Annotated in this window: 21 protein-coding genes; 2 read left to right on the top strand and 19 right to left on the bottom strand. The window is 46.6% G+C overall.

The genetic code is table 11. The annotated features are described in order from the left end of the window. Positions 1-11: 11 nt before the first annotated feature. Complete coding sequence (locus EKG38_RS14525; protein ID WP_126520958.1) at positions 12-1,349, bottom strand: MATE family efflux transporter; 1,338 nt, start codon at positions 1,347-1,349, stop codon at positions 12-14. A gap of 23 nt (positions 1,350-1,372) precedes the next feature. On the opposite strand from EKG38_RS14525, the gene EKG38_RS14520 reads away from it, so the two are divergent. Further along, a complete protein-coding gene (locus tag EKG38_RS14520) occupies positions 1,373-2,434 on the top strand; it encodes a polysaccharide deacetylase family protein (RefSeq protein WP_126520957.1) in 1,062 nt (353 codons plus the stop codon). Between the two features lie 36 nt (positions 2,435-2,470). On the opposite strand, the gene EKG38_RS14515 is transcribed toward EKG38_RS14520, so the two are convergent. From EKG38_RS14515 to EKG38_RS14460, 12 genes are all read right to left on the bottom strand, one after another. Then, complete coding sequence (locus tag EKG38_RS14515; RefSeq protein ID WP_126520956.1) at positions 2,471-3,508, bottom strand: protein-glutamate methylesterase/protein-glutamine glutaminase; 1,038 nt, start codon at positions 3,506-3,508, stop codon at positions 2,471-2,473. A 103-nt stretch (positions 3,509-3,611) separates the two neighbouring features. After that, positions 3,612-4,454: a CheR family methyltransferase gene (locus tag EKG38_RS14510; RefSeq protein ID WP_126520955.1), complete on the bottom strand. Its 843-nt coding sequence runs from the start codon at positions 4,452-4,454 to the stop codon at positions 3,612-3,614. A gap of 41 nt (positions 4,455-4,495) precedes the next feature. Further along, positions 4,496-7,087 carry a methyl-accepting chemotaxis protein gene (locus EKG38_RS14505; protein ID WP_126520954.1) on the bottom strand — a complete coding sequence of 864 codons (2,592 nt, stop codon included), beginning with the start codon at positions 7,085-7,087 and terminating at the stop codon, positions 4,496-4,498. Positions 7,088-7,110: 23 nt separating this feature from the next. After that, positions 7,111-7,662 carry a chemotaxis protein CheW gene (locus EKG38_RS14500; RefSeq protein ID WP_126520953.1) on the bottom strand — a complete coding sequence of 184 codons (552 nt, stop codon included), beginning with the start codon at positions 7,660-7,662 and terminating at the stop codon, positions 7,111-7,113. Between the two features lie 51 nt (positions 7,663-7,713). Then, positions 7,714-9,780, bottom strand: a complete 2,067-nt coding sequence (locus EKG38_RS14495; RefSeq protein WP_126520952.1) for a chemotaxis protein CheA — start codon at positions 9,778-9,780, stop codon at positions 7,714-7,716. Positions 9,781-9,825: 45 nt separating this feature from the next. Further along, the gene (locus EKG38_RS14490; protein WP_126520951.1) at positions 9,826-10,188 is read right to left on the bottom strand and encodes a response regulator; all 363 of its coding nucleotides are present in this window, start codon (positions 10,186-10,188) and stop codon (positions 9,826-9,828) included. After that, positions 10,185-10,481, bottom strand: coding sequence for an STAS domain-containing protein (locus EKG38_RS14485; RefSeq protein WP_126520950.1), 297 nt, complete (start codon positions 10,479-10,481; stop codon positions 10,185-10,187). The genes EKG38_RS14490 and EKG38_RS14485 overlap by 4 nt, the downstream gene beginning before the upstream one ends. A gap of 177 nt (positions 10,482-10,658) precedes the next feature. Beyond that, positions 10,659-11,315, bottom strand: coding sequence for an SCO family protein (locus tag EKG38_RS14480; protein ID WP_126520949.1), 657 nt, complete (start codon positions 11,313-11,315; stop codon positions 10,659-10,661). Positions 11,316-11,369: 54 nt separating this feature from the next. Next, on the bottom strand, positions 11,370-12,281 hold the full coding sequence (gene cyoE / locus EKG38_RS14475) for a heme o synthase (RefSeq protein ID WP_126520948.1): 912 nt from the start codon (positions 12,279-12,281) through the stop codon (positions 11,370-11,372). Positions 12,282-12,359: 78 nt separating this feature from the next. Next, positions 12,360-13,346 (bottom strand): COX15/CtaA family protein, encoded by a 987-nt coding sequence (locus EKG38_RS14470; protein ID WP_126520947.1) that lies wholly within the window; start codon positions 13,344-13,346, stop codon positions 12,360-12,362. Next, on the bottom strand, positions 13,346-13,891 hold the full coding sequence (locus EKG38_RS14465) for a redox-active disulfide-containing membrane protein (protein ID WP_126520946.1): 546 nt from the start codon (positions 13,889-13,891) through the stop codon (positions 13,346-13,348). Before EKG38_RS14465 ends, EKG38_RS14470 begins: the two co-directional genes overlap by 1 nt. 200 nt (positions 13,892-14,091) lie before the next feature. Next, positions 14,092-14,790, bottom strand: a complete 699-nt coding sequence (locus EKG38_RS14460; protein ID WP_342775849.1) for an SURF1 family protein — start codon at positions 14,788-14,790, stop codon at positions 14,092-14,094. Positions 14,791-14,827: 37 nt separating this feature from the next. Between EKG38_RS14460 and EKG38_RS14455 the strand changes: the two genes are divergently transcribed. Continuing rightward, entirely contained in the window at positions 14,828-15,046 is a 219-nt protein-coding gene (locus EKG38_RS14455; RefSeq protein ID WP_126520944.1) for a DUF2909 domain-containing protein, read from the top strand. 48 nt (positions 15,047-15,094) lie between these two features. On the opposite strand, the gene EKG38_RS14450 is transcribed toward EKG38_RS14455, so the two are convergent. From EKG38_RS14450 to lexA, 6 genes are all read right to left on the bottom strand, one after another. Beyond that, on the bottom strand, positions 15,095-15,970 hold the full coding sequence (locus tag EKG38_RS14450) for a cytochrome c oxidase subunit 3 (protein WP_126520943.1): 876 nt from the start codon (positions 15,968-15,970) through the stop codon (positions 15,095-15,097). After that, positions 15,967-16,536: a cytochrome c oxidase assembly protein gene (locus tag EKG38_RS14445; RefSeq protein ID WP_126520942.1), complete on the bottom strand. Its 570-nt coding sequence runs from the start codon at positions 16,534-16,536 to the stop codon at positions 15,967-15,969. Before EKG38_RS14445 ends, EKG38_RS14450 begins: the two co-directional genes overlap by 4 nt. A 2-nt stretch (positions 16,537-16,538) precedes the next feature. Continuing rightward, the gene (ctaD, locus tag EKG38_RS14440; protein ID WP_126520941.1) at positions 16,539-18,143 is read right to left on the bottom strand and encodes a cytochrome c oxidase subunit I; all 1,605 of its coding nucleotides are present in this window, start codon (positions 18,141-18,143) and stop codon (positions 16,539-16,541) included. A gap of 9 nt (positions 18,144-18,152) precedes the next feature. Beyond that, positions 18,153-19,727 (bottom strand): cytochrome c oxidase subunit II, encoded by a 1,575-nt coding sequence (coxB, locus tag EKG38_RS14435; RefSeq protein WP_126520940.1) that lies wholly within the window; start codon positions 19,725-19,727, stop codon positions 18,153-18,155. A gap of 418 nt (positions 19,728-20,145) precedes the next feature. Beyond that, a complete protein-coding gene (locus tag EKG38_RS14430; RefSeq protein WP_126520939.1) occupies positions 20,146-20,658 on the bottom strand; it encodes a cell division inhibitor SulA in 513 nt (170 codons plus the stop codon). Beyond that, the gene (gene lexA / locus EKG38_RS14425; RefSeq protein ID WP_126520938.1) at positions 20,655-21,275 is read right to left on the bottom strand and encodes a transcriptional repressor LexA; all 621 of its coding nucleotides are present in this window, start codon (positions 21,273-21,275) and stop codon (positions 20,655-20,657) included. The genes EKG38_RS14430 and lexA overlap by 4 nt, the downstream gene beginning before the upstream one ends. Positions 21,276-21,337 lie beyond the last annotated feature (62 nt).

Here is a 21,337-nt window from a genome sequence, read left to right as displayed (position 1 = left end):
ACCCATAAAATCTAGAACCCTTTATTCCTCAACCGATATCGATAATGCAGCGTCAATGTCATGCTTCTCGCTAACATGAAGGCACTCATTGCGGCCCACAGTGCATGATTACCCATATCTTGCAGGAGATACCAAGTAGGAAAGAAGACCCCGAAGGTCGAGATGATCATGCTGTTGCGCATTACTTTCCCCATAGCGGCACCTATGTAGACACCATCGAAAAGGTAAGAGCCGAATGAGAGAAGGGGCAAGATGATGATCCACAATAGATATTGATCGGCTACGAGTCGTACAGCTTCAATACTTGTGAGCAGGTTAATGATGGCCTCTCCGCCGAAGGCGAAGAGTAGGGTGAACAGGATTGCCGATATGCCAGACCAGAGCCAGGCTAAAGTGACGCTATCTCGCATTAACGCTTTATTCCTCTGGCCATAGGCCCTTCCCACTTCGGCTTCTGCATAGTAAGCGATGCCATCCAGAGCATAGGAGATCAAAAGCAGGAGGTTAAGGAGTACGGCATTGGCCGCGACGGTATTATCTCCCAGACCCGCGCCTTGAAATGTCATGAAGGCAAAGGCGATCTGCAGGCATAAACTTCGGATAAAAATATCGGCATTAAGGCTGAGCAGCTTATGGTAGCTAGAGAGGCTAAGCGTTTTGCTTAGCTTGAAAAGGTCGAATCCCCCAGTTTTTTGAACTTGCTTATAGACCATCATTAAGGCGACTGAAAAGCCTGAAATATCAGCAAATACCGAGGCGAGGGCGGCGCCTTTTACTCCCCAATCTAAACCGAGAACAAAGAGCAGATCCAACAGGATATTGACGGTGTTTGCTACGATCAGTTGCCACATCGCGGCTTTAGGTTGTTGCCGTCCAAGCAGCCAGCCTAATAGCACCAGATTGAGTAAGGCGAAGGGCGTTGACCAGATCCGTATCTGAAAATACTCACGACAATATCGTTCGACTTCTGCCGTTGCGTCGGTGAGCATTAAGGCCCCATTTAAGATGGGGAGTTGCAGTACTATGGCACTTAACCCTAAAATGAGCGCTAGACTACCCGCTTGAAGTAAGAGTTTGTATTGTGCTTGTGTATCGCCGGCACCATAAGATTGAGCGACTAAGCCTGTTGTCGCCATTCGAAGAAAACCGAGCATCCAAAGGATGAGGGTGATGATTGTAGAACCTACAGCCACTCCTCCTAAATAATAGGCGTTACTTAAATGACCCACCACAGCAGTATCTACCAACCCCAGTAAGGGGACTGTGATATTTGACAATATCATAGGTAGAGCAAGTGCTAATAACTGTCTGTTTTTCTGTCTGTTGCGGAGTAATTCGACTGGAGTCATATCATCTCAGAGGTTAAAATTTTATGTTTAAAGGCGCTATAATAAGGCTGCTAATGCTACTTGGCTGCTCAGTGTTTGGCTTTTCGGCTCACTCTGCTGTGATTTTGCAGTATCACCATGTCTCAGAAGATACACCTGCGATCACCAGTGTGACCCCCGCTCAATTTAGCGAGCAGATGCAATACCTGGCCGATAATGACTTTGTTGTGACACCGCTATCTCAAGTGGTCGATGCCATTAAAACTGATCAGGCATTACCCGCCAAAACGGTGGTGATAACTTTCGACGATGGTTATCAAAGTATTGCTAAAACGGCCCATCCTATTTTAAAGGAATATGGATTCCCCTACACGGTATTTGTCTCGGTTGAACCGATTAAAGCAAAGTATCGTCAAATGATGAGCTGGGATGATCTTATCCAGCTCTCTCGTGAGGGGGCTGAGATTGCTAACCATAGTTGGGGACACGAGCATCTGATACGTAAGTTGGAAGATGAGTCAGATGTTCAGTGGTTGGCGCGTATTGAAGAGAATATTCTTAAAACAGAAGATGAGATAAGCAGGGCTACGGGTCAAAGCCATAAGATGTTGGCATATCCCTATGGAGAGTATAATCAAGCGATAGAGTCTATGTTGAGTGAACATGGGTTTATCGGATTAGGACAGCAGTCAGGAGCCGCTGGCTCCCACTCCCCTTTAACGGCTCTACCGAGATTTCCGGTTGCGGGTGTCTATGCCGAGCTGTCGAGTTTAAAGGTTAAGTTGCATAGCTTGAATATGCCTGTGTTATCGCAAACCCATAGTGATCCAGAGTTGAAGAAGGGTCAGTGGCGTCCCGAGTTGAGGGTCACTTTGGATATGTCGGATATCTATCCACACCAGTTGATGTGCTTCATACAGGGTCAGGGGGCTAAAAAGCCACTATGGTTGAGTGCGAATGAGTTCAGTATCCGAGCCGAATTTGATCTACCCGCAGGAAGATCCAGATATAACTGTACCGCGCCAAGCAAGAGCACATCGGGTTACTACTGGTTCTCACAACCTTGGGTGAGAGCCAAGGATGATGGAACATGGGTTAAAGAATAGTTGATGAAAGCCTGGCCATCGTATAGCTCTCGGCATTTAAACCGGCGAGGCGTTTTTCATTACTGACAGGAGCTTGGCCGGGATCCTGTCTATATGTAACTCCTCACAATTGGCATCCAGCTCTACGGCCGCCCCTGGCATCCCCCAAACCACTGAGCTGGCTTCATCTTGTGCCAGAGTAAAACAACCACTCCTTTTCATATTCAGCAAGCCTTTGGCTCCATCTTTTCCCATTCCGGTAAGAATAACGCCTAATGCTGATTTCCCGGCTGCTTGGGCCACGCTATCGAATAGCACATCGACAGAGGGCTTATGCCTGTTGACCGGCTCACTATCTAAGAGCCTGGTATAAAGCAGGCCTCCTCTTTTCTCAATGATGAGGTGAGCACTTCCCGGAGCGATATAGGCAGTTCCAGGCTTTAATAGTTCTCCACCCTGAGCTTCTATTACTCTCATGCTGGCATGACTGTCCAGTCGTTTGGCAAATGAAGCACTAAATGCGGCCGGGATATGCTGTGCTATGACGATGGGGGGGACATCTGAGGGAAGCTGACAGATTAAGCGCTGTATGGCTTCGGTGCCACCGGTCGAGGCACCAATCGCAATTAGCTGATTCTGTGAGCACCTTGTCGGTACAGTGCTTAAGTTGGGGGCTGGAATGGGCGAGGTTGGGCGGACTCTGCTCTTGGCAGCGAAGCGTACTTTTTCAATCAGCTCATCTCGATAGTCCATCAGTTTATTGGTCAAATCTGACTTAGGCTTAGAGATGAAGTCAACGGCACCTATGGATAGTGCTTCCAGCGTTACAGCAGCCCCTTTTTCGGTGAGAGTCGAGATCATGACAACGGGCATGGGTCTGAGCTTCATGAGATTGCGCAGGAAGGCTATTCCATCCATTTTGGGCATCTCAATATCCAGGGTCAGCACATCCGGGTTAACCTTTTTTATCAGCTCTCTGGCTTCATAGGGATCTTCGGCGGCGCCAACGACACTGATGTCGGGGGTGTCACTAAGCAAGTGAGTCAGTAGTTGCCTAACCAGTGGAGAGTCATCAACGATCAAAACTTTTATCATAACCTCTATCCTTGTTGCAGCACTTGGTCAATCTTTGACCTGAGGTAAAATCTATTCTAAGGAGTAAAGGTGTCGCGCTGCAACAATAGCAGCTAATTTATTCCTAGAGGTTAGCAACGGCTCGCTTCGTCTGTTGCAACTTATTGTCGCCGTGTCCTATCGGTCTATAAATCGTTTGCCCGATGAGATCAAAGTCTTCAGAAATATGGGTCAATGTTTCCGAGTGTCCGATGAATAGGTAACCTTGCGGGCTAAGCAGCTTTCTGAACCTGGCGATGATTTTTTTCTTAGTCTCATTATCAAAATAGATGAGTACATTTCTGCAAAAAATCACGTCAAATGGCCCCTTCATTGGCCAATCTCCCAATAGGTTTAGTTGCTTAAAATGGATCATCTTCTGAACGCTGGAACGCATCTGAATTTTTTGACCGTTGTCAGTCTGACGCGCATATTTATCGGCATATCGTCCGGGTAAATTGGTCACCGAGTCACTGGCATAACTGCCTATAGAGGCCTTGTTGAGCACATTGGTGTCGAGATCCGTTGCCAAAACTTTAAGATCCCATTCCATCCCTGAAAAATGTTGCTCCAATATCATGGCAATACTGTAAGGCTCTTCTCCGGTAGAGCAGGCCGATGACCAAACTCTGAGGCGCCTGTTCTTATTTTCCTTCCATTCAGGTATTACCTTGCTCTCTAGGTATTTGAAATGGTGCTCCTCTCTGAAAAATGCGGTCAAATTGGTAGTGAGTGCATTTACAAAGTTGATCATCTCGTCCGGAGTACGTTGAATATGGGAGCAGTATTGTGAAAAATTGCCTAAATTCAGATGGCGTAATCGTCGACTGAGTCTCGAGTACACCATGTGTTTCTTCCTTTCCGGCAGTACGATTCCCGTTTTTTCATAGGCAAGACTTTGAATAAAATCAAAGTCTGCCTGTGTCATAGAAAACTCCTTTTCATCTATGATCTTCAATTCCTTGTCTCCTAAAATTCGTTCCACTCTTCACTGCTGATATTCAGGTTTCCGTGAGTGTCTCCCGAAACGAGTGCTAATGGTGCCGATGTTATTCCTGAACTGGTTTGCTCCTTAGCCTGGAAGAAACTGAGCTGACTCTTCATGTTGCGGGCCTGTTCGGCCATGGCATCTCCTGCCGCAGATACCTGCTCCACCAAGGCCGCATTTTGTTGAGTCATCTCATCCATTTGGGAGATAGCCTTATTTACCTCCTGAATGCCTGAAGATTGTTGCTCTGACGCTATGCTTATCTGGCTAATCATGTCGGCCACTTTAGTCACGGCCTGCACAATATCCTGAAGTGTGTCACCCGATTGGTTAACCAGTTGAGTGCCATCGGTGACCTTACCCACGCTATCACGTATCAGCTCCTTAATTTCTTTGGCGGCGCCGGCGCTGCGTTGAGCCAGGTTCCTGACTTCACCGGCGACGACGGCAAAACCACGACCCTGTTCACCGGCTCTCGCCGCTTCGACTGCCGCATTGAGCGCCAGCAGGTTGGTCTGGAAGGCTATCTCATCGATGACACCTATGATGTCTGCTATACGCTTGCTGGAGTCGTTAATTGCTTCCATTGCGGTGACGGCTTGCTCAACTACCTTACCGCCATGATCGGCTTTAGAGTTGGCTTCCTGAGCTAACTCATTAGCGATCGTTGCATTTTGAGCGCTTTGAGTCACGGTTGCGGTCATCTGTTCCATGCTTGAGGCCGTCTCCTCGAGTGAGGCGGCTTGCTCTTCGGTTCGCTGGCTAAGATCGGCGTTGCCCTGTGCAATCTCTTCGGCGCCGGAGGTCACAGTGTTGGCTGACTCGTTGATGCCACCGATCACTTCGGTCAGTCGTGAAGCTGTCGCGTTTGCATCCTGCTGTAGCTTTTCAAATTGACCTTCATATTCACCATCTATCTGGCGGGTTAGATCGCCTTTGGCGAGTCCATCGAATACATTGACTACATCTGAAATTACATTATCTGCAATGCCGACTAATCGATTGAGGCCATTCGACAGATTAAGGAAGAACCCCTCTTTTCCTTCCGTCGATACTCTATGGCTCAAGTCTCCTGCCGCAGCCGATGAGATGATGGTGTCTATCTCCTGTTCGATGGCAACCTCGGCGGTGCGGTCTGTCCACTCCACAACCGTACCTATGCTCTCTCCGTTATCATCTTTGATTGGGTTAGCCACAACTTTGAATGTGCGTCCGCCGACCTTGAGTTGGCTGGAATAGGTTGTCGATAAACTGCCTAATAAATTGCGTTGATGACTGGGGTTTTTATGGAAACCATCGATATTTACGCCGATAAGATTATTGGCATCGAAGTTGGGCAGATCCTTCACTATATCTGATTGTGCCGCCCTGAACATCTTCCCGACGGCAGTATTCATATAGATAATATTGAGATCGGTATCTGCGACCATAGTATTTGCCGATACATTATCGAGTGCTTGCTTGATACGGGTATTTTCCGAAGCGAGTCTTAGATCTTCCGCTTCTTTAGCTAATTTAGCGGTAACATCTTGCCATTCAACTACGGTACCTGTGCGCTCTCCGTTATTGAAAACCGGGGTCGCTATCAAGGTGAAATCTAGGCCCGCAACTTTTATGCTGGCTTCATAACTGCCGGTTAAATTATCCAGCACTTTTCTCTGGTGCGATGGGCTCTTATGGAAGATATCTATGTTATTGCCGATAAGCTCTTTGACATTGAAGTTCGGTAGACTCTGTTGAAGTGTCTTTTCATTATCTCCCAACATCTCGTTGACCGAGTCATTGAGATAGATGATGTTGTAGTCGACATCGGCCATCATGACGTTGGCTTTACATACATCTAATGCTTGTTTAATACGGCCCGTTTCGGAGGCGATTCTTCGATCTTCAGCCTCTTTTGCTAATTTTGCAGTGACATCTTGCCATTCGACGACGGTGCCGGTTCGTACACCATTTAAAAATATTGGGCTGGCAATCAAAGTGAAATTAAGGCCAGCTACTTCAATACTAACCTCGTAGGTTGAAGTTAAGCCGTCGAGCATTCTTCTCTGATGTGAAGGGTTTTTATGAAAAATATCTATATTTTTACCGATAAGATTTTTGGCATCGAAGTTGGGTAAACCCGTTTTAAGGGTCTTCTCATTTTCCAGGAGCATTTCATTGACCGAGTCATTCATATAGGTGATGTTGTAATCGACATCGGCCATCATGACGTTGGTCTTACAGATGTCTAACGCTTTGGTAATCGTTTCGTTTTGCCGTTGTTTTTCATGTAAATTCCCGATTTTATTGGTGAGCAGTTCCCAGTTAGGAATATCGATATCTGAAAACGTTATTTTCTCACTGCTGCCCAGAGCCCGGCTCACCTCATTGAGTGCCTGTTCGCTCAATTTTTTAGATTGGTTATGTTTCACAAGCCCTGAGGCAATGAGCATGACTGCAATGATTTGAGTTGCAGCAACCCAGCTCGTCGCTTGTCCTGAAAATAATAATCCTAATGAAATCAGGATGAGAACCAAACCAGCAATGGGTAAGCTGTTTGCATTCGATAGGTTGGAGTTTTGTGCTTCCATTCGTTTATCCTCGTTATACCTGTTTATGCATTAACAGCTTGTGGCTGCGGGGCATCAATATTGTTAATTAAGTTAGAAAGTTGAGATGCTTCAGGCAAGATTTCACTGCCGAGCAGCATATTAATGTCCAGTAAGATAACCATCTTATCTGCGGCATTGGTGAGCCCTTTTATAAAGCTCAGGTTAGTGTCGTCGCCAAAATCGGGTGCATCGCGCACATCGGCATCATTCACACTAAACACATCGGAAACGGCATCGACGACAATACCTATGACTTTGTGCTCATCAGATATAGCAACCTTAACGACTATGACGACGGTTGTAGCCCCATACTCGAGAGTCTCAATACCAAATCTCTGTCTCAGATCTATGATGGGTACTATGGTTCCCCTGAGGTTAATAACCCCTTTTACATGACTGGGGGAGTTTGGAATGACGGTCGTCGCTTCCCAGCCTCTAATCTCTTGTACAGAAAGAATATCGACACCATATTCTTCGCTAGCCATGATGAAAGTTAAATATTGTTGACTGGCATCATCCATATTGGCCTGCTCTTGTTGGGTTAGCTCTGTCATATTTTCAAGCTCCGTCTTCCTTGTTTTACCGTGAGGATTAACTTTTTGCTTTTAAGCTGCATGCTCATTGGTATTCGTGATGCCTGCTAAGCTAACTAATCCAGAAATATCAATAATTAAAGCAACGGTTCCATCACCAAGAATAGTGGCTCCTGAAACGCCGGGCACCTTGCTATAGTTATCTTCCAGGCTTTTGATAACCACCTGTTGCTGTGATAACAGCTCATCGACGAGTAAGCCGACTTTTTCATTATTGGAGTCAACCACCATGACCAGACCATCTTTAATCTCGATGGCATCGGCTTCATGATCGAACTCTTGAAACACTTTAATCACCGGAAGGTATTCATCTCTTAGCCTCACCAGCTCATTGTTCTCACTGATACGATTGATGCGTTGTGGTTCTACCTGCAAAGATTCATGAATTGAGACGAGTGGTACGACATAGGTGTGATGACCTATTCTTACCAGCTGGCCGTCGAGAATTGCCAGAGTAAGCGGAAGGCGTATGGTGAAACGGCTACCTTTATCTTGAGTCGACTTAAGTTCAATGGTGCCGTTTAGTTCATTAATGTTTCGGCGAACGACATCCATGCCAACACCTCTGCCGGATAGATCGGAGACGGCATCTGCGGTAGAGAACCCCGCCTTGAAAATAAGTTGATGAATCGCTTCGGTGGTCAGCTCTTCCTCTTCGGCAACCAGACCTTTTTCTTTGGCTTTTTGAAGTATTCTGTCGGTATCGAGCCCGGCTCCATCATCGATGATCTCGATAATGATATTGCCACCTTGATGGAAAGCGTTGAGCGTAATGCTGCCTGTTTCTGGTTTGCCTTTGCTAACCCGTATTTCAGGTGTTTCCAGACCATGATCCAGTGAGTTTCTAACCAGATGCACCATAGGGTCGACAATTTTCTCCATCACCGTTTTATCCAGCTCGGTGTCTTCCCCATTAAGGATTAAATCGACCTTTTTGCCTAATTGCTGGCCAATATCTCTAACAAGCCTGGGGAAGCGATTGAAGGCAAAACTGATGGGTAACATTCTGATCTGCATGACACTTTCTTGAAGGTCCCGGGTATGTGAGGCGAGTTGCTCTAATCCCTGCTTCATGGATAGTAATGATTCCTCATCGATCACATCTTGTTGACCTATCTGACCTAACATCGCCTGGGTAATGACCAACTCTCCGACCATATTTATGAGTAGATCAATTTTCTCTATGCTGACTCGAATGGAGCCACCCTCGGGAGATTTCGCCTGTGAAACGACTTTGGGCTTCATCGTCTCTGCGGGTAGGCTGTTTGATGCCGAAGTTGATGCGGGAGTTGATTCAGGCACTGGAGTAGACTGAGGTGATTCGGAAGTGCCTTGAGGCTCTTTCATCTCTGGGGTATCGATGACCGATGAACTGTAGTGAATCGTGCACTCATCTTCGACCCATTCAAATACCTCTTTCAGACGTTCAATTTTTTGATCCGTAATGAGTTCAAGGTTCCAACTGAGATAACAGGCTTCCGGGTCTATATCGGCAAAATCCGGGTAATTTGCCTCGGCTAGCTTAACGGTGAGTTCACCTAGCTGTCTTAGCTCTGTGAACATGAGCAGGGGATCGTTCCCGCATCGCAGAATATCTATTCCGGCCTGGAAATCTATATGCCAGAGTTGTTCATCTGGCGTCTGTTCAGCATCGGCTTGTGTAGCATCATCCACCTGAGCGCCTTCCGCTGCCCCCTCTAGTTCCGCGGTAAATCGTTTTTCAAGCTGAGATAATAAAGGATCATCGAAATCTGTTTTGCGCATCAGGGCATCGATCATGTTACGCAGCAGATCCACCGAGAGAAGAAGCATGTCTTGGTGTTCACTCGTCATCTGGCGACGACCATCTCTTATCTCATCGAGCAGAGTTTCGAGCAGGTGTGTGTAGTTCGCGACTTGAGAGAAACCGAATGTGGCGCTGCCTCCCTTTATAGAATGTGCAGCCCTGAAAATCGTGTTGATAGATTCATCTTCCGGCTCGTTGACATCAAGCTTGAGTAACTCAGACTCCATGCTTTCTAGGCCTTCCAGGCTTTCCTCGAAAAAAACCTGACTAAATTGACTGAGATCGATTTCCATATTTAATTGCCACCCGTTATATCCATTTGACGAATTTTGTTCTGATTAACCCAGTACTTTTCGAACGGTTGCTAATAGTTGATCCGGATTGAAGGGCTTTACAATCCAGCCAGTGGCACCGGCAGAGCGGCCTTCCTGTTTCTTGTCTGTTCCTGACTCGGTGGTCAGCATTAATAACGGAGTAAACTTATAGGCTGGTAGCGTACGTAAGTTTCGAATGAGGGTGAGTCCATCCATGACGGGCATGTTTACATCAGAGATGACAAGATCGTACTCGCCCTTCTGTGCAACTTTCAGCGCCTCATCGCCATTACAGGCCTCTGTCACATCAAACCCTGCAGTTTTAAGTGTAAAGCCCACCATTTGGCGCATTGATGCTGAGTCGTCGACGGCTAATATTTTCTTCATAGCATCTTCTCCTGTGTCTCAGTCTGAAGTTCCGGGATGACGATGCCCAGACTTTCTAAATTAGTTCTTAGCTCCGGCTGACCCCCTTGCCATTCAACCTTTAAGGAGCGTGCATTGCATGTTTGGGAAAAAAGATAAAGGAGCTGAGCACCTGCGGTATCGACACGGGATAGTTGACTGACATCTACATGGAGTAATTTATCGTGAATTAATAACTCAGAAAGTCGCGCAAATATGGGCTGAATATTTCTAATTGTTAATTCTGAATCTAATTTAATGGTTTGATCCGTCATCTGATTTTCCTTTGAATAACATTGCTCATCCCTGCAATATCAAAAGATAGTCGGCAAACGGGGGGATTTCCTCTTTTGGCTAATGTTTTTTAATTACATTGGTGTTAGGAAATATTTCTCATTAGTCGCAGATGAAACTAAAGTCAAATTTCGTTATCTTTATGTATTTGTTTGATTTTACCTGTTGTTTCTCTGTGTTATCTGACGAATGTCAGAGATGAGGGCTTGTGAGGTTATTTGAGGAAGGCTACCGGGAGAAGATGACTTTGGTTTAATGATGGCCACATTTTCTCCTTCGGGGGAGATAAGTGCCATCGATGCACTATGATCGACTTGATAGTCTTCTCCATCACCGACCATGACATATACGAAGCCCAGACTTCGCGTCAGCGGGAAGAGTTGTGTATGGTCTCCCGTTAACGCGATGAATTTTGGGTTAAAGAAATCCATATAGTTTAATAGCTTCTCCTGCGTGTCTCTTTGGGGGTCGACGGAGAGAAAAATGATCTGTATGTCGGTGAACGCTAACAGTTCGGGGTAAGCCGCCGTGAGTTTAGCCATCGTAGTTGGGCAAACATCCGGACAAGAGGTGTAGCCTATGAAAAACAGACTCCACTTATCCTTTAAGTCAGCATTGGTGAAGGGGGTGCCATTTTGTTCCATCAGCTCAAATGGCGGTAGTCTTTTGGGGGTTGGATAGATAAAGCTATTGGATAACTCTATCTGACTCTTCTGCTCAGAAGTCGACTGAAATTGAATGGCTGTCAAGCTTCCCAGCCCCACTATGACAACAGCCAGAATAGCCGCAATAACCTGCGTTAAACGTTTATTCATCGTCTGGAATCTTCCAATACTTAAGCTTGATTAAAAGGTAGTCGAACCTCTGAGTCATACCCATAGGTAATGGTCTACTAAAAGAACGATGAAGAGTATCATCAGATGATAAATCGAGAAGCGAAAGACCTGCATCGCCAGGCCCGGTTTATCATCATATTTTAGCTCCCATGCCTTATAGATAAAGCCACAACTTAGCAGGGTTGAACCGACTAAATAGACGGGGCCGCACATGCCGACCAGTACAGGCAAGAGGCAAGCGATAGCTAACAGCACGGTATAGAGCAAGATGCAGGTTTTGGTAAATTCAGTTCCGTGTGTGACCGGAAGCATTGGGATATCGACTTTCGCGTACTCAGCCTTTCTGTGGATTGCCAGGGCCCAGAAGTGGGGTGGTGTCCAGGCAAAAATAATAATGACCAGTAACAGCGCATGACCGTGAAACTCTCCGGTCACAGAGGTCCAGCCTAGTAGGGGGGGCATTGCCCCCGCTAAACCACCAACGACAATGTTTTGTGGGGTAGCCCGCTTAAGGTAAGCGGTATAAACGAGGGCGTAGCCTATCAAACTTGCAAATGTCAGCCAGGCGGTGAGTTCATTGACCAGGGTATAGAGTAAAACAAAGCCCAGAATAGCCAGAGAGATTGAAAAGGTGATCGCCTTAGGAATAGAGACTCGTCCCTTGGGAAGTGGTCGATTATAAGTCCGTGCCATTAAGCCATCAATTCTGCGATCGATAAGATGATTAAACGCTGCGGCAGCTCCAGCCATCATACCAATCCCCATCATGCCAATTACTAATGGTTGTAGAGGTACACTCCCCGGGACGGCGAGACACATGCCCACTAAAACCGTAAGCAGCATGAGGGCGACTACCTTTGGTTTTGTCATTTCGTAGTAGGGTCGCCATGCAAAGGAGTGGCTCTTGCTGTCTGTTGCTGATGAAATTGAAAGTTGTTTGGCCATCTTTACTCCTCGCTTAGGCTTTCAGCCTTGAAATTTATTACTTTTGTCATGCTCGAGTGCCTATTTAAATTGGGTTAATCAGGCTTTGCGCCATAAGGAATAGTTAATAAAAACGAGATTCATAAGCAAAAACACGGCACCGGCATTGTGAGATACGGCGATCCCCAATGGCAGATGCAATACAACATTACTGATCCCCAGTCCGACTTGCAGACAGACCAGTAGCATTAACCATTGAGCGGATCGTTTTAACTGTGATGATTGAGACTGTGTATGCAATTTATAGGCTAGCCACAGCAATATGGCTGCGGTCAGGATAGCGCCGAATCTATGAGTCACATGGATTGTCATTCTGGAAGCGTAATCCAGTACCCCAAACTCATAGCTATCATGGGTCCCCTGGAAAGGATTGAAGGCCTGAATAAGGCGCAAGTTGTTATACCAGTCTCCTTCGCAGATAGGCAAAGAGGTACATGCCAGCGCGGCATAGTTAGATGAGGTCCAGCCGCCGAGAATAATCTGCAGCGTCAGTACACTTAATGCTGCAGTCGCAAGTGGCACCAATTTTCTTGCACTAGAGTCTCCCCCCGGGATCCTTAAGGGTTTAGTTCTTAAATAGAGCAGGAGTAATAGCGACATTAGCGTGAAGCCACCAATAAGGTGAGACATGACAACCACAGGCATTAACTTCATCGTGACCGTCCACATACCCAAAGCTGCCTGGAATAAGATAAGCAGGGCGATGAACGTTGGCAGTTTCTTGGGCGTTTCTCTATTTTTAAGACAGATCACCAAGATAGTGAGCACTAACAGCCCGAGTATGCCGGCGATATATCTGTGGATCATCTCAAGCCAAGCTTTCTCTTGTTCAACTTTATGCTCCGGAAATGAGTTTAATGCCTGAGCCAATTCGTGATTCTGGCTAGGGACTTTTATCATGCCGTAACACCCGGGCCAGTCCGGACATCCCAGCCCCGCATCGGAGAGTCTTGTGTAAGCACCCATAAGAATAACGCAGAGGGTAAAAACTAAGGTGACCTTTAAAAATAGAGGCAGGTTTTTCATTAGCCAACCCTCGATAGCTTAAGCATTTTTCTCAGGTCTGAGACTAAGGATTTACCTTGCAGGATCTGTTGGGCTCGACCTGAGACCTTAGAATAACGCATGACTAAACTTCCCAGAGGGTCAACAATGACCATCTGCTGATCATCGAGCATCTCTATCATTGCTCTGCTGGCTTTAACTGTTTCGAAAGAGTGAAGTGTTAGTGCCGAGATATCGCTGTTTTCGGTGAGTAAAATCATGGTGTGAACCCTGTTTTGTTCTCTGCCCAGTGCAACATGGCTCTGCTTGAGGATATAGAGACGATCCAGGCATAAGGCGTCACAATCGCCGGGGAGCAGATAAAGTACCTGCCATTCACGGGGTCTGGGATTTTCCATTGCCAAGCTGGCATAACTGGTTTCGGGGGAGAGCAGCTCACCTTTATTGGTCGCACCACCATGATAAAGGTTCATGCTAAGTACAATTTTGGCGGCGACAACAGGAAGTAAAAATACCAATAATAAAATTATCAGTGGTTTGGCACCGCTCTTCTTGGGGGAGTTCATACTCTCTCCTCTGGTTAGACCCCATATCAAGCCCCCGTAATAGGGCCCATAATAAGGAATGCTAATTGTTTCCCGAGACGGCTAGGAAACGATATTGTTTTTTTAATCGCTTAAATCCTAACCTACTTGTTCTCGTTTCCGTTGGCAACCATCAATTGATTGATAATCATTCGAATTAACCGTGTTGCTTTTGTTGCCATCTATCTGTTCTTTCTTCGTTTTCTGCTGTAAATAAAGAATAGGACTAATATCGCGAATGCGAAAGCCATCGAAAACCACTGCAGCGCGTAGCCCCTATGTTTCTGGGCCGACAGAGGGATCGGTTTCCAGGGATGAGGTAACTCTATGCCTTTAATTTGTTCGGGTTGAAGCACTGCAGCTGCGATGGGGTGATTGACCAGCTGACTCATCTCGCCAACATTAAGATTCTGAATGCGTTTTGGCCAACCGGGTTCGGCCATCAGCGCGCTGCTCATCGGGTTGCTCTGTTTCTGATATAACCGCCCGGTAAGGCTCTGAGTCATTGTTATTGGCTTTATTGAAGGTAAGCTTGATCTGTCGGCGGTAACGGGTATAAAACCGAGCTCAATGAGCAACCAGGGTTTATCGGGACTGATCTCCATAAGTTGCAGTGCTAAGTAGCCAACCCTACCATTAAAGATTTGATTATCTAGCAGAAAAACCTGCTCAGCGAGCGGGTGTGCCGTTACTGTGAGTCGGTATCCCGTTAGTGACTCTGTTTTAGGTAGTGATAGTAGCTCAACATAGGAGAGTGGGGCGGCGGCTTGCCGTGACGTTAATTGAGTCTGCCATAACTCTTTCTCCTCTGCCCGGGACAGCTGCCAGAATCCTAACTTGACCAAAAAGAGAAACAGACTCACAGTGACAATAATAAGCAAACCTCTGGAACCCACCAGATACAGTTGAGGATAACGTATGAATACATTATTTGTTTTCAAATTAGTCTTAGTTCTGCTACTGCTATTCATTGTTTTTAACTTAGCAAGGGCCCTATTTTTGTTAGTTAAGGGAGACTCTGAAACGCCGATGAGTCACTTTCTGGGGCGTAGGATTATCTTCTCCCTGCTGGTGGTCGTATTAATACTCATAGCGCTGGGATCCGGGGTGATAAACCCTAACCCCAGACCCTATTAATTACCGCATTCATATCCGCCGACTGAGTGCCATGCCTTGTGTTACTCATTACAGGACATAGACGAAAATAAACAGGCACAACCAGACGACATCCACAAAGTGCCAGTACCAACTTCCGGCCTGAAATGCGAAGTGCTTCTCTGGGGTAAAGTGTCCCTTAAGCACTCTAAGAAATAGCACCATAAGAAACACTGTACCTAGGGTGACATGCATACCATGAAAGCCGGTAAGCAAGAAAAACGTATTCCCATAGACGCCGGAAGACAGTGTCAGCCCCATCTCCTGATAAGCGTGGATATATTCTTCGGCTTGTAATACCAGGAAACCCATACCGAGCAATATTGTTATTCCCAACCAGATAGCGATGGCAGAACGTTTTTCTTTCTCCAGACTGACGTGGGCAAAGTGGAGGGTAATCGACGAGGTGAGCAGGATAATGGTGTTGTATAGCGGCAGCCCGCTCCAGCCCATCGCTTCAGTTTGGGTTCCATCGGGTGTCATTACCAGGGGCCAAACCGCTTCAAAGCCAGGCCAGAGAACCTCATTGGTCATGGCGTTATTCGAATCACCGCCCAACCAGGGGACTGCAATCATTCGCGCATAGAGTAGTGCGCCAAAGAAGGCGGCGAAAAACATGACTTCAGAGAAGATAAACCAGCTCATCCCTTGTCTGAATGAACGATCCATCTGCTTGGAGTAGAGGCCACTCATGGACTCGGCGATAACGGTTCTGAACCAGCCAAAAATCATAAAAATGATGACGGCGATGCCCGCGAGTAAGATCAATCCACCATAGCCTTCATCGGTATTAAGTTGTTGTACGTAACTTCCTGCACCAAAGGCGATAAGGAATAAACCTAAGGCGCCGATAATTGGCCATGCACTCTGTGCGGGAACATAATAGTGTTCGTGCTTACTTGTCATTTTGCTGCTCCTTGCTCTACTACGCTGACATATCCACGGTCAGTGATGTTGTAGAGGGTATAAGAGAGAGTCAGTGTCGTTATGGAATCAGGAAGATCCGGATCCACGTAAAATATCAGTGGTAACTCTGCAGTGGCTTTTGCCGTTAATCTCTGTTGATTAAAGCAGAAGCACTCTGTTTTATTGAAGTAGGCGGCTCCCTGTCCGGGGGATACAGAGGGGATTGCTTGTCCAACAAGCTCATTCATGGAGAGGTTTTTGGCATTAAAGTTAGTGCGAACTAACTCTCCGGGGTGAACTCGCAGGCGCTTCACCTCTGGTTTGAATTCCCAAGGCAGATCACTTTGTACCTGCGCCATAAATTCAACGGTGATGGTGCGGTTTTTATCGATAGCGACAGGCTCATAACTGCTGGCCGTGCTCTGGGTTTTGCCGTTTATCCCCAGCTGTTCGCAGAGTACGTCATACAGGGGAACCAGAGCGAAACCAAAGCCGAACATGCCTACAGCTGCTGCAATGAGCCAGCTGATAAGCTTTCGATTAGCGTTCGCTTGGTTCTTAGCCATGTTTACTTAATCTCCGGGGGTGTAGAGAAGGAGTGATAGGGGGCCGGGCTGGGGAGTGTCCACTCCAAACCTTCGGCTCCATCCCAAGGTTTTGCCGACGCCTTTTCACCTCCGCGAATACACTTAATCACAACGGCGAGGAAGATCAGCTGTGAAAGGCCGAATGCGAATCCACCGATAGAGACTATCTGATTTACGTCCGCAAATTGAATGGCATAATCCGGAATTCGTCTGGGCATGCCCGCTAATCCTAAGAAATGCATGGGGAAGAACAACACATTGACGGAGATTACAGAGCACCAGAAATGGATCCTCCCCAGCTTCTCGTCGTACATATTCCCGGTCCACTTAGGTAACCAATAATAGGCGCCCGCCATAATAGAAAATATTGCCCCGGTGACGAGTACGTAGTGGAAGTGAGCGACCACAAAGTAAGTGTCATGGTATTGGAAATCCACTGGTGTTATGGCCAGCATTAAGCCGGAAAATCCTCCTATGGTGAACAGTATGATAAAGGCTACTGCGAATAACATCGGGGTTTCGAAGCTGATAGAACCACGCCACATGGTAGCGACCCAATTGAATACCTTAACGCCTGTTGGCACCGCGATGAGCATGGTGCAGTACATGAAAAATAGCTCGGCAAATACCGGCATGCCCGTGGTGAACATATGGTGCGCCCATACAAGGAAGGAGAGGATGGCGATACTCGCCGTGGCATAGACCATAGAGGAGTAACCGAAGAGCCGTTTACGGCTAAAAGCGGGAACGATGGCTGAGATGATACCGAATGAGGGTAAGATCATGATGTAGACTTCGGGGTGACCGAAGAACCAGAAGATATGCTGGAACATCACCGGGTCCCCACCTCCGGCCGCATCAAAAAAGCTGGTGCCAAAGTATTTATCGGTGAGCACCATGGTCACGGTGCCGGCTAATACCGGCATTACCGCAATCAATAAGAATGCGGTGATTAGCCAGGTCCAGACAAATAGAGGCAGCTTCATCCATGTCATGCCGGGGGCACGCATATTAACGATAGTCACCACCACATTAATCGCGCCCATGATGGAGCTCATTCCCATTATATGGACCGAGAAAACGAACAGGGCCGTACTATCCGGGCTGTAGGTTGTCGATAGTGGAGCGTAGAATGTCCAGCCGAAGTTAGGACCGCCCCCTTCCATAAACAGGGAGCTGAGTAGGATGGCGAAGGCAAAGGGTAAAATCCAGAAACTCCAGTTATTCATTCTTGGTAGCGCCATATCCGGAGCACCAATCATCATAGGGATTAACCAGTTTGCCAGCCCAGTGAAGGCAGGCATCACGGCGCCGAATACCATTACGAGCCCATGAACTGTCGTCATCTGATTAAAAAAATTGGGTTCAACTAATTGCAATCCAGGCTGAAATAGTTCGGCGCGGATCACCATCGCCATGGCACCACCTGTTAGGAACATAATAAAGCTGAACCAGAGGTAGAGTGTGCCTATATCTTTATGATTGGTGGTAAAGAGCCAGCGCATGATACCTTTTGGAGCCCCATGATGATGGTCATCATGGTGATCGTCCTGAGCTGCTGGTGAATCTTGTATAATTGTGCTCATTTTAATCCCTTACTTTCCGTGACCAACAGCGTCAGAAGCTTGAACGGTATCACCGGAGTTATTACCCCATGCATTGCGCTCATAAGTAATCACAGCAGCTAACTGTTGTGGCGTAAGTAGTGAGCTAAATGACTGCATTGCAGTACCCGGTTTACCATTGATGACAACATCGAGGTGACCGCTTATTGGGCCTGTGATCACTGGGCTGCCGACTAATGAAGGGAAAGCGCCGGGCAATCCCGTACCAGCAGCCTGGTGACAAGCAACACAATGAGTCATGTAGACCTTCTCACCCACGGCCATAAGTTCATCCATCGTTAAGTCATCTAAAACAACCGCTTCAACTTCCTCTACAACTTCGTTTACCGTTTCAGCCACAGTCGTTTTAACTTGCTCATTCTCAGGCTGGTTTACCGGTAAAGTGACAGGGATTGCGGTGTCTGAATCGTTGGAGGCAGCAGAACTCGAACCAGCAGAGCTGACATCAGCTGCTTGAACAGTGTCGCCAGAGTCATTGCCCCAAGCATTACGCTCAAAAGTCACTACGGCAGCAATTTCTGTAGCATTTAGTTGCTTAGCAAAAGCTTGCATAGCCGTTCCAGATTTGCCATTGACGACGATATCGATATGATCCGCGACAGGCCCTTTGGTAATGGGGCTACCAATAAGAGAAGGGAATACACCGGGTAGACCTGCGCCATTAGGTTGATGACAAGCGGCACATCGAGCGAGGTAGATTTGCTCACCTTGAGCCATGAGTTCTTCCATGCTCAAAGTTTGCGAAAGTGCAGCCTTCGCTTCAGCTTCTGCATTGTTCGCTTGCTGCTTCTGAGCAATCAGCCACTTATCAAAGTCTACTTCTGAAAGAGCTTCGACAACAATGGGCATAAACCCATGATCCTTGCCGCAAAGTTCGGCACATTGACCTCTGTACCAACCGGGCTTATCAATCCGTGTCCAAGCTTCATTAATGAAACCCGGATTGGCATCTTTTTTCACTGCAAACGCAGGCACCCACCAGGAGTGGATAACATCGTCGGAGGTCATTAAGAATCTGACTTTCTTGTTAATTGGGAGGACTAAAGGTTTGTCGACTTCGAGGAGGTAGTTTTCACCTTTCTCTTCGGTTCCCTCTATCTGTTCTCTTGGGGTTGAGAGTAAGCTGTAAAATTCGAGATCGTGATCGAAGTAGCTATAATGCCACTTCCACTGTGAGCCGGTAATTTTGATTGTCAGATCGGCATCTGAAGGGTCTTCCATTGCGATTAAGGTCTTGGTCGCAGGAATAGCCATAAGAATTAAGATGATGAAAGGAACGACAGTCCAGGCGATCTCGACTTTAGTACTTTCGTGGAAGTTGGCTGCTACGGCGCCTCTTGATTTGCGGTGGTTGATCATCGAATAGATCATCACACCAAATACCACAAGACCGATAGCGCAACAGATGTACAGAATGATCATGTGCAGGTTGTACACCCGCCCACTAATCTCTGTTACCCCTTGAGTCATGTTCAGGGGCATATCCGCAGCTAAGATAGAAGGCGAAAATAATAACGCCGGCAAACCATACAACTTTTGTTTCACTAGACTTCTCCTCTGTCATAGAAAGACAAAGAAGAGTCACACAGTAAGTCTCTGCTCTATGCAAACTCTTCAGTTCCCAAAAAAGCAACGATGACTTCAAAGTGCGTTGGCGGTTTTACTTCTTATCTGCAAAGTAAGCAGTCTTATTTCTGGCTGCTAGTCTGAACCACATCTGCACTTACGGCTGAGTATATCCCTCCCGATTTAGACCCGGTAGATCAATGCACTCTTGTCCCAGAGGATTGATGTACTTCGTAGCTGGTTAAATTGTTCGGATATAACAAATTATCGTTGTTACTGACTTAAACTTACTTGCTGGACAAATATTGATCAAGATCAATAATTAAAGATTTTTTATGTTCAGGCACAAAAAAGCCCCAAAAGTGGGGCTGTGATATAAAGTAATGATTAATTTAGACTAATGTAATGAACCAAATAAACTGGGTTGATTGAATGTCTCGATGCCTCTCATGTGGGCTTTTCCATGTAAGTGGCCATTCGCATCTTCAATCACAATACCTACAGCACGAGCACTTTTAGCGACGATCTGAAGGCGACGATTATCTCTTGCATCTAAGGACTGAGTCCAACTGATAACCGCACTGGATGTACCACTTGTGAGTGCTTTTTCCATAGCCCACAGGGTTTCAACTTCATCTTTGGCATGAACGAGCAGGACTCTATCCATTCTGACTCCGGCATCGGTTAACATCTGTTTGTAACCTATGTTTGGAGGACTAATCAGCACAATCCACTGACCTTGATGACTCAATGAAACCAGTTGGGCACTCAGCATCTGTAATTCATCACGCCCTTGGGTATGAGTTGTTACTGAAGAGACTGTGCAGCCTTGCAGTTCATTCGATAGTGGATCTTCAAGATTTACCCATAAACCCGGGTGACGTGGACTATTGCCAATTAATGAGTTCATTGCCAGTCTCCATTTCTGATAACGCCGACAGCTAAGCCCTCTATGCTTAAACTCTGGCTGGTAAGATCTACGACGATTGGAGAGTAGTCTTCATTTTCGGCATGTAGGTAGACGATGCTACCTTTTTTTTCGAAACGTTTTACCGTGACGTCATCTTCTACTCGAGCGACAACAATCTGACCATTTCGAGCCTGTTCGGCTTTATGAACGGCAAGAAGATCTCCCTCCAGGATACCAATATTCTTCATGCTGTCCCCACGTACTCTAAGTAGAAAGTCAGCACTTGGGCGAAACATTGCAGGGTCGACCTGATAATGTTGTTCGACATGTTCTTGAGCGAGTATCGGTTCACCTGCGGCAACTTGACCTATCAATGGTAAGCCAAGTTCCTCTTCGCTTTCATTGATTTGAGTCAGTCTAATACCACGAGATGTACCTGGTATAATCTCAATACAGCCTTTTTTTGCTAATGCCTTAAGGTGTTCCTCGGCAGCATTGGCACTCTTGAATCCCAAACGTTTCGCAATCTCTGCACGGGTCGGCGGCATGCCCGTATCTGCAATGTTACGTTTAATCAGTTCAAGGATCTCGGCTTGTCTTGGTGTTAATGGTCTCATGGTAAATCCTGTCTTTCTATACAGTAACTGTTAGTATATACAGTATTTCTTTCAGCGCAAGT

The organism is Shewanella canadensis (assembly GCF_003966225.1).
GTDB classification, from domain to species: Bacteria; Pseudomonadota; Gammaproteobacteria; order Enterobacterales; family Shewanellaceae; genus Shewanella; species Shewanella canadensis.
The sequence above is the reverse complement of the archived record's forward strand: the minus strand, read 5'-3'. Positions and strand labels throughout refer to the sequence as shown.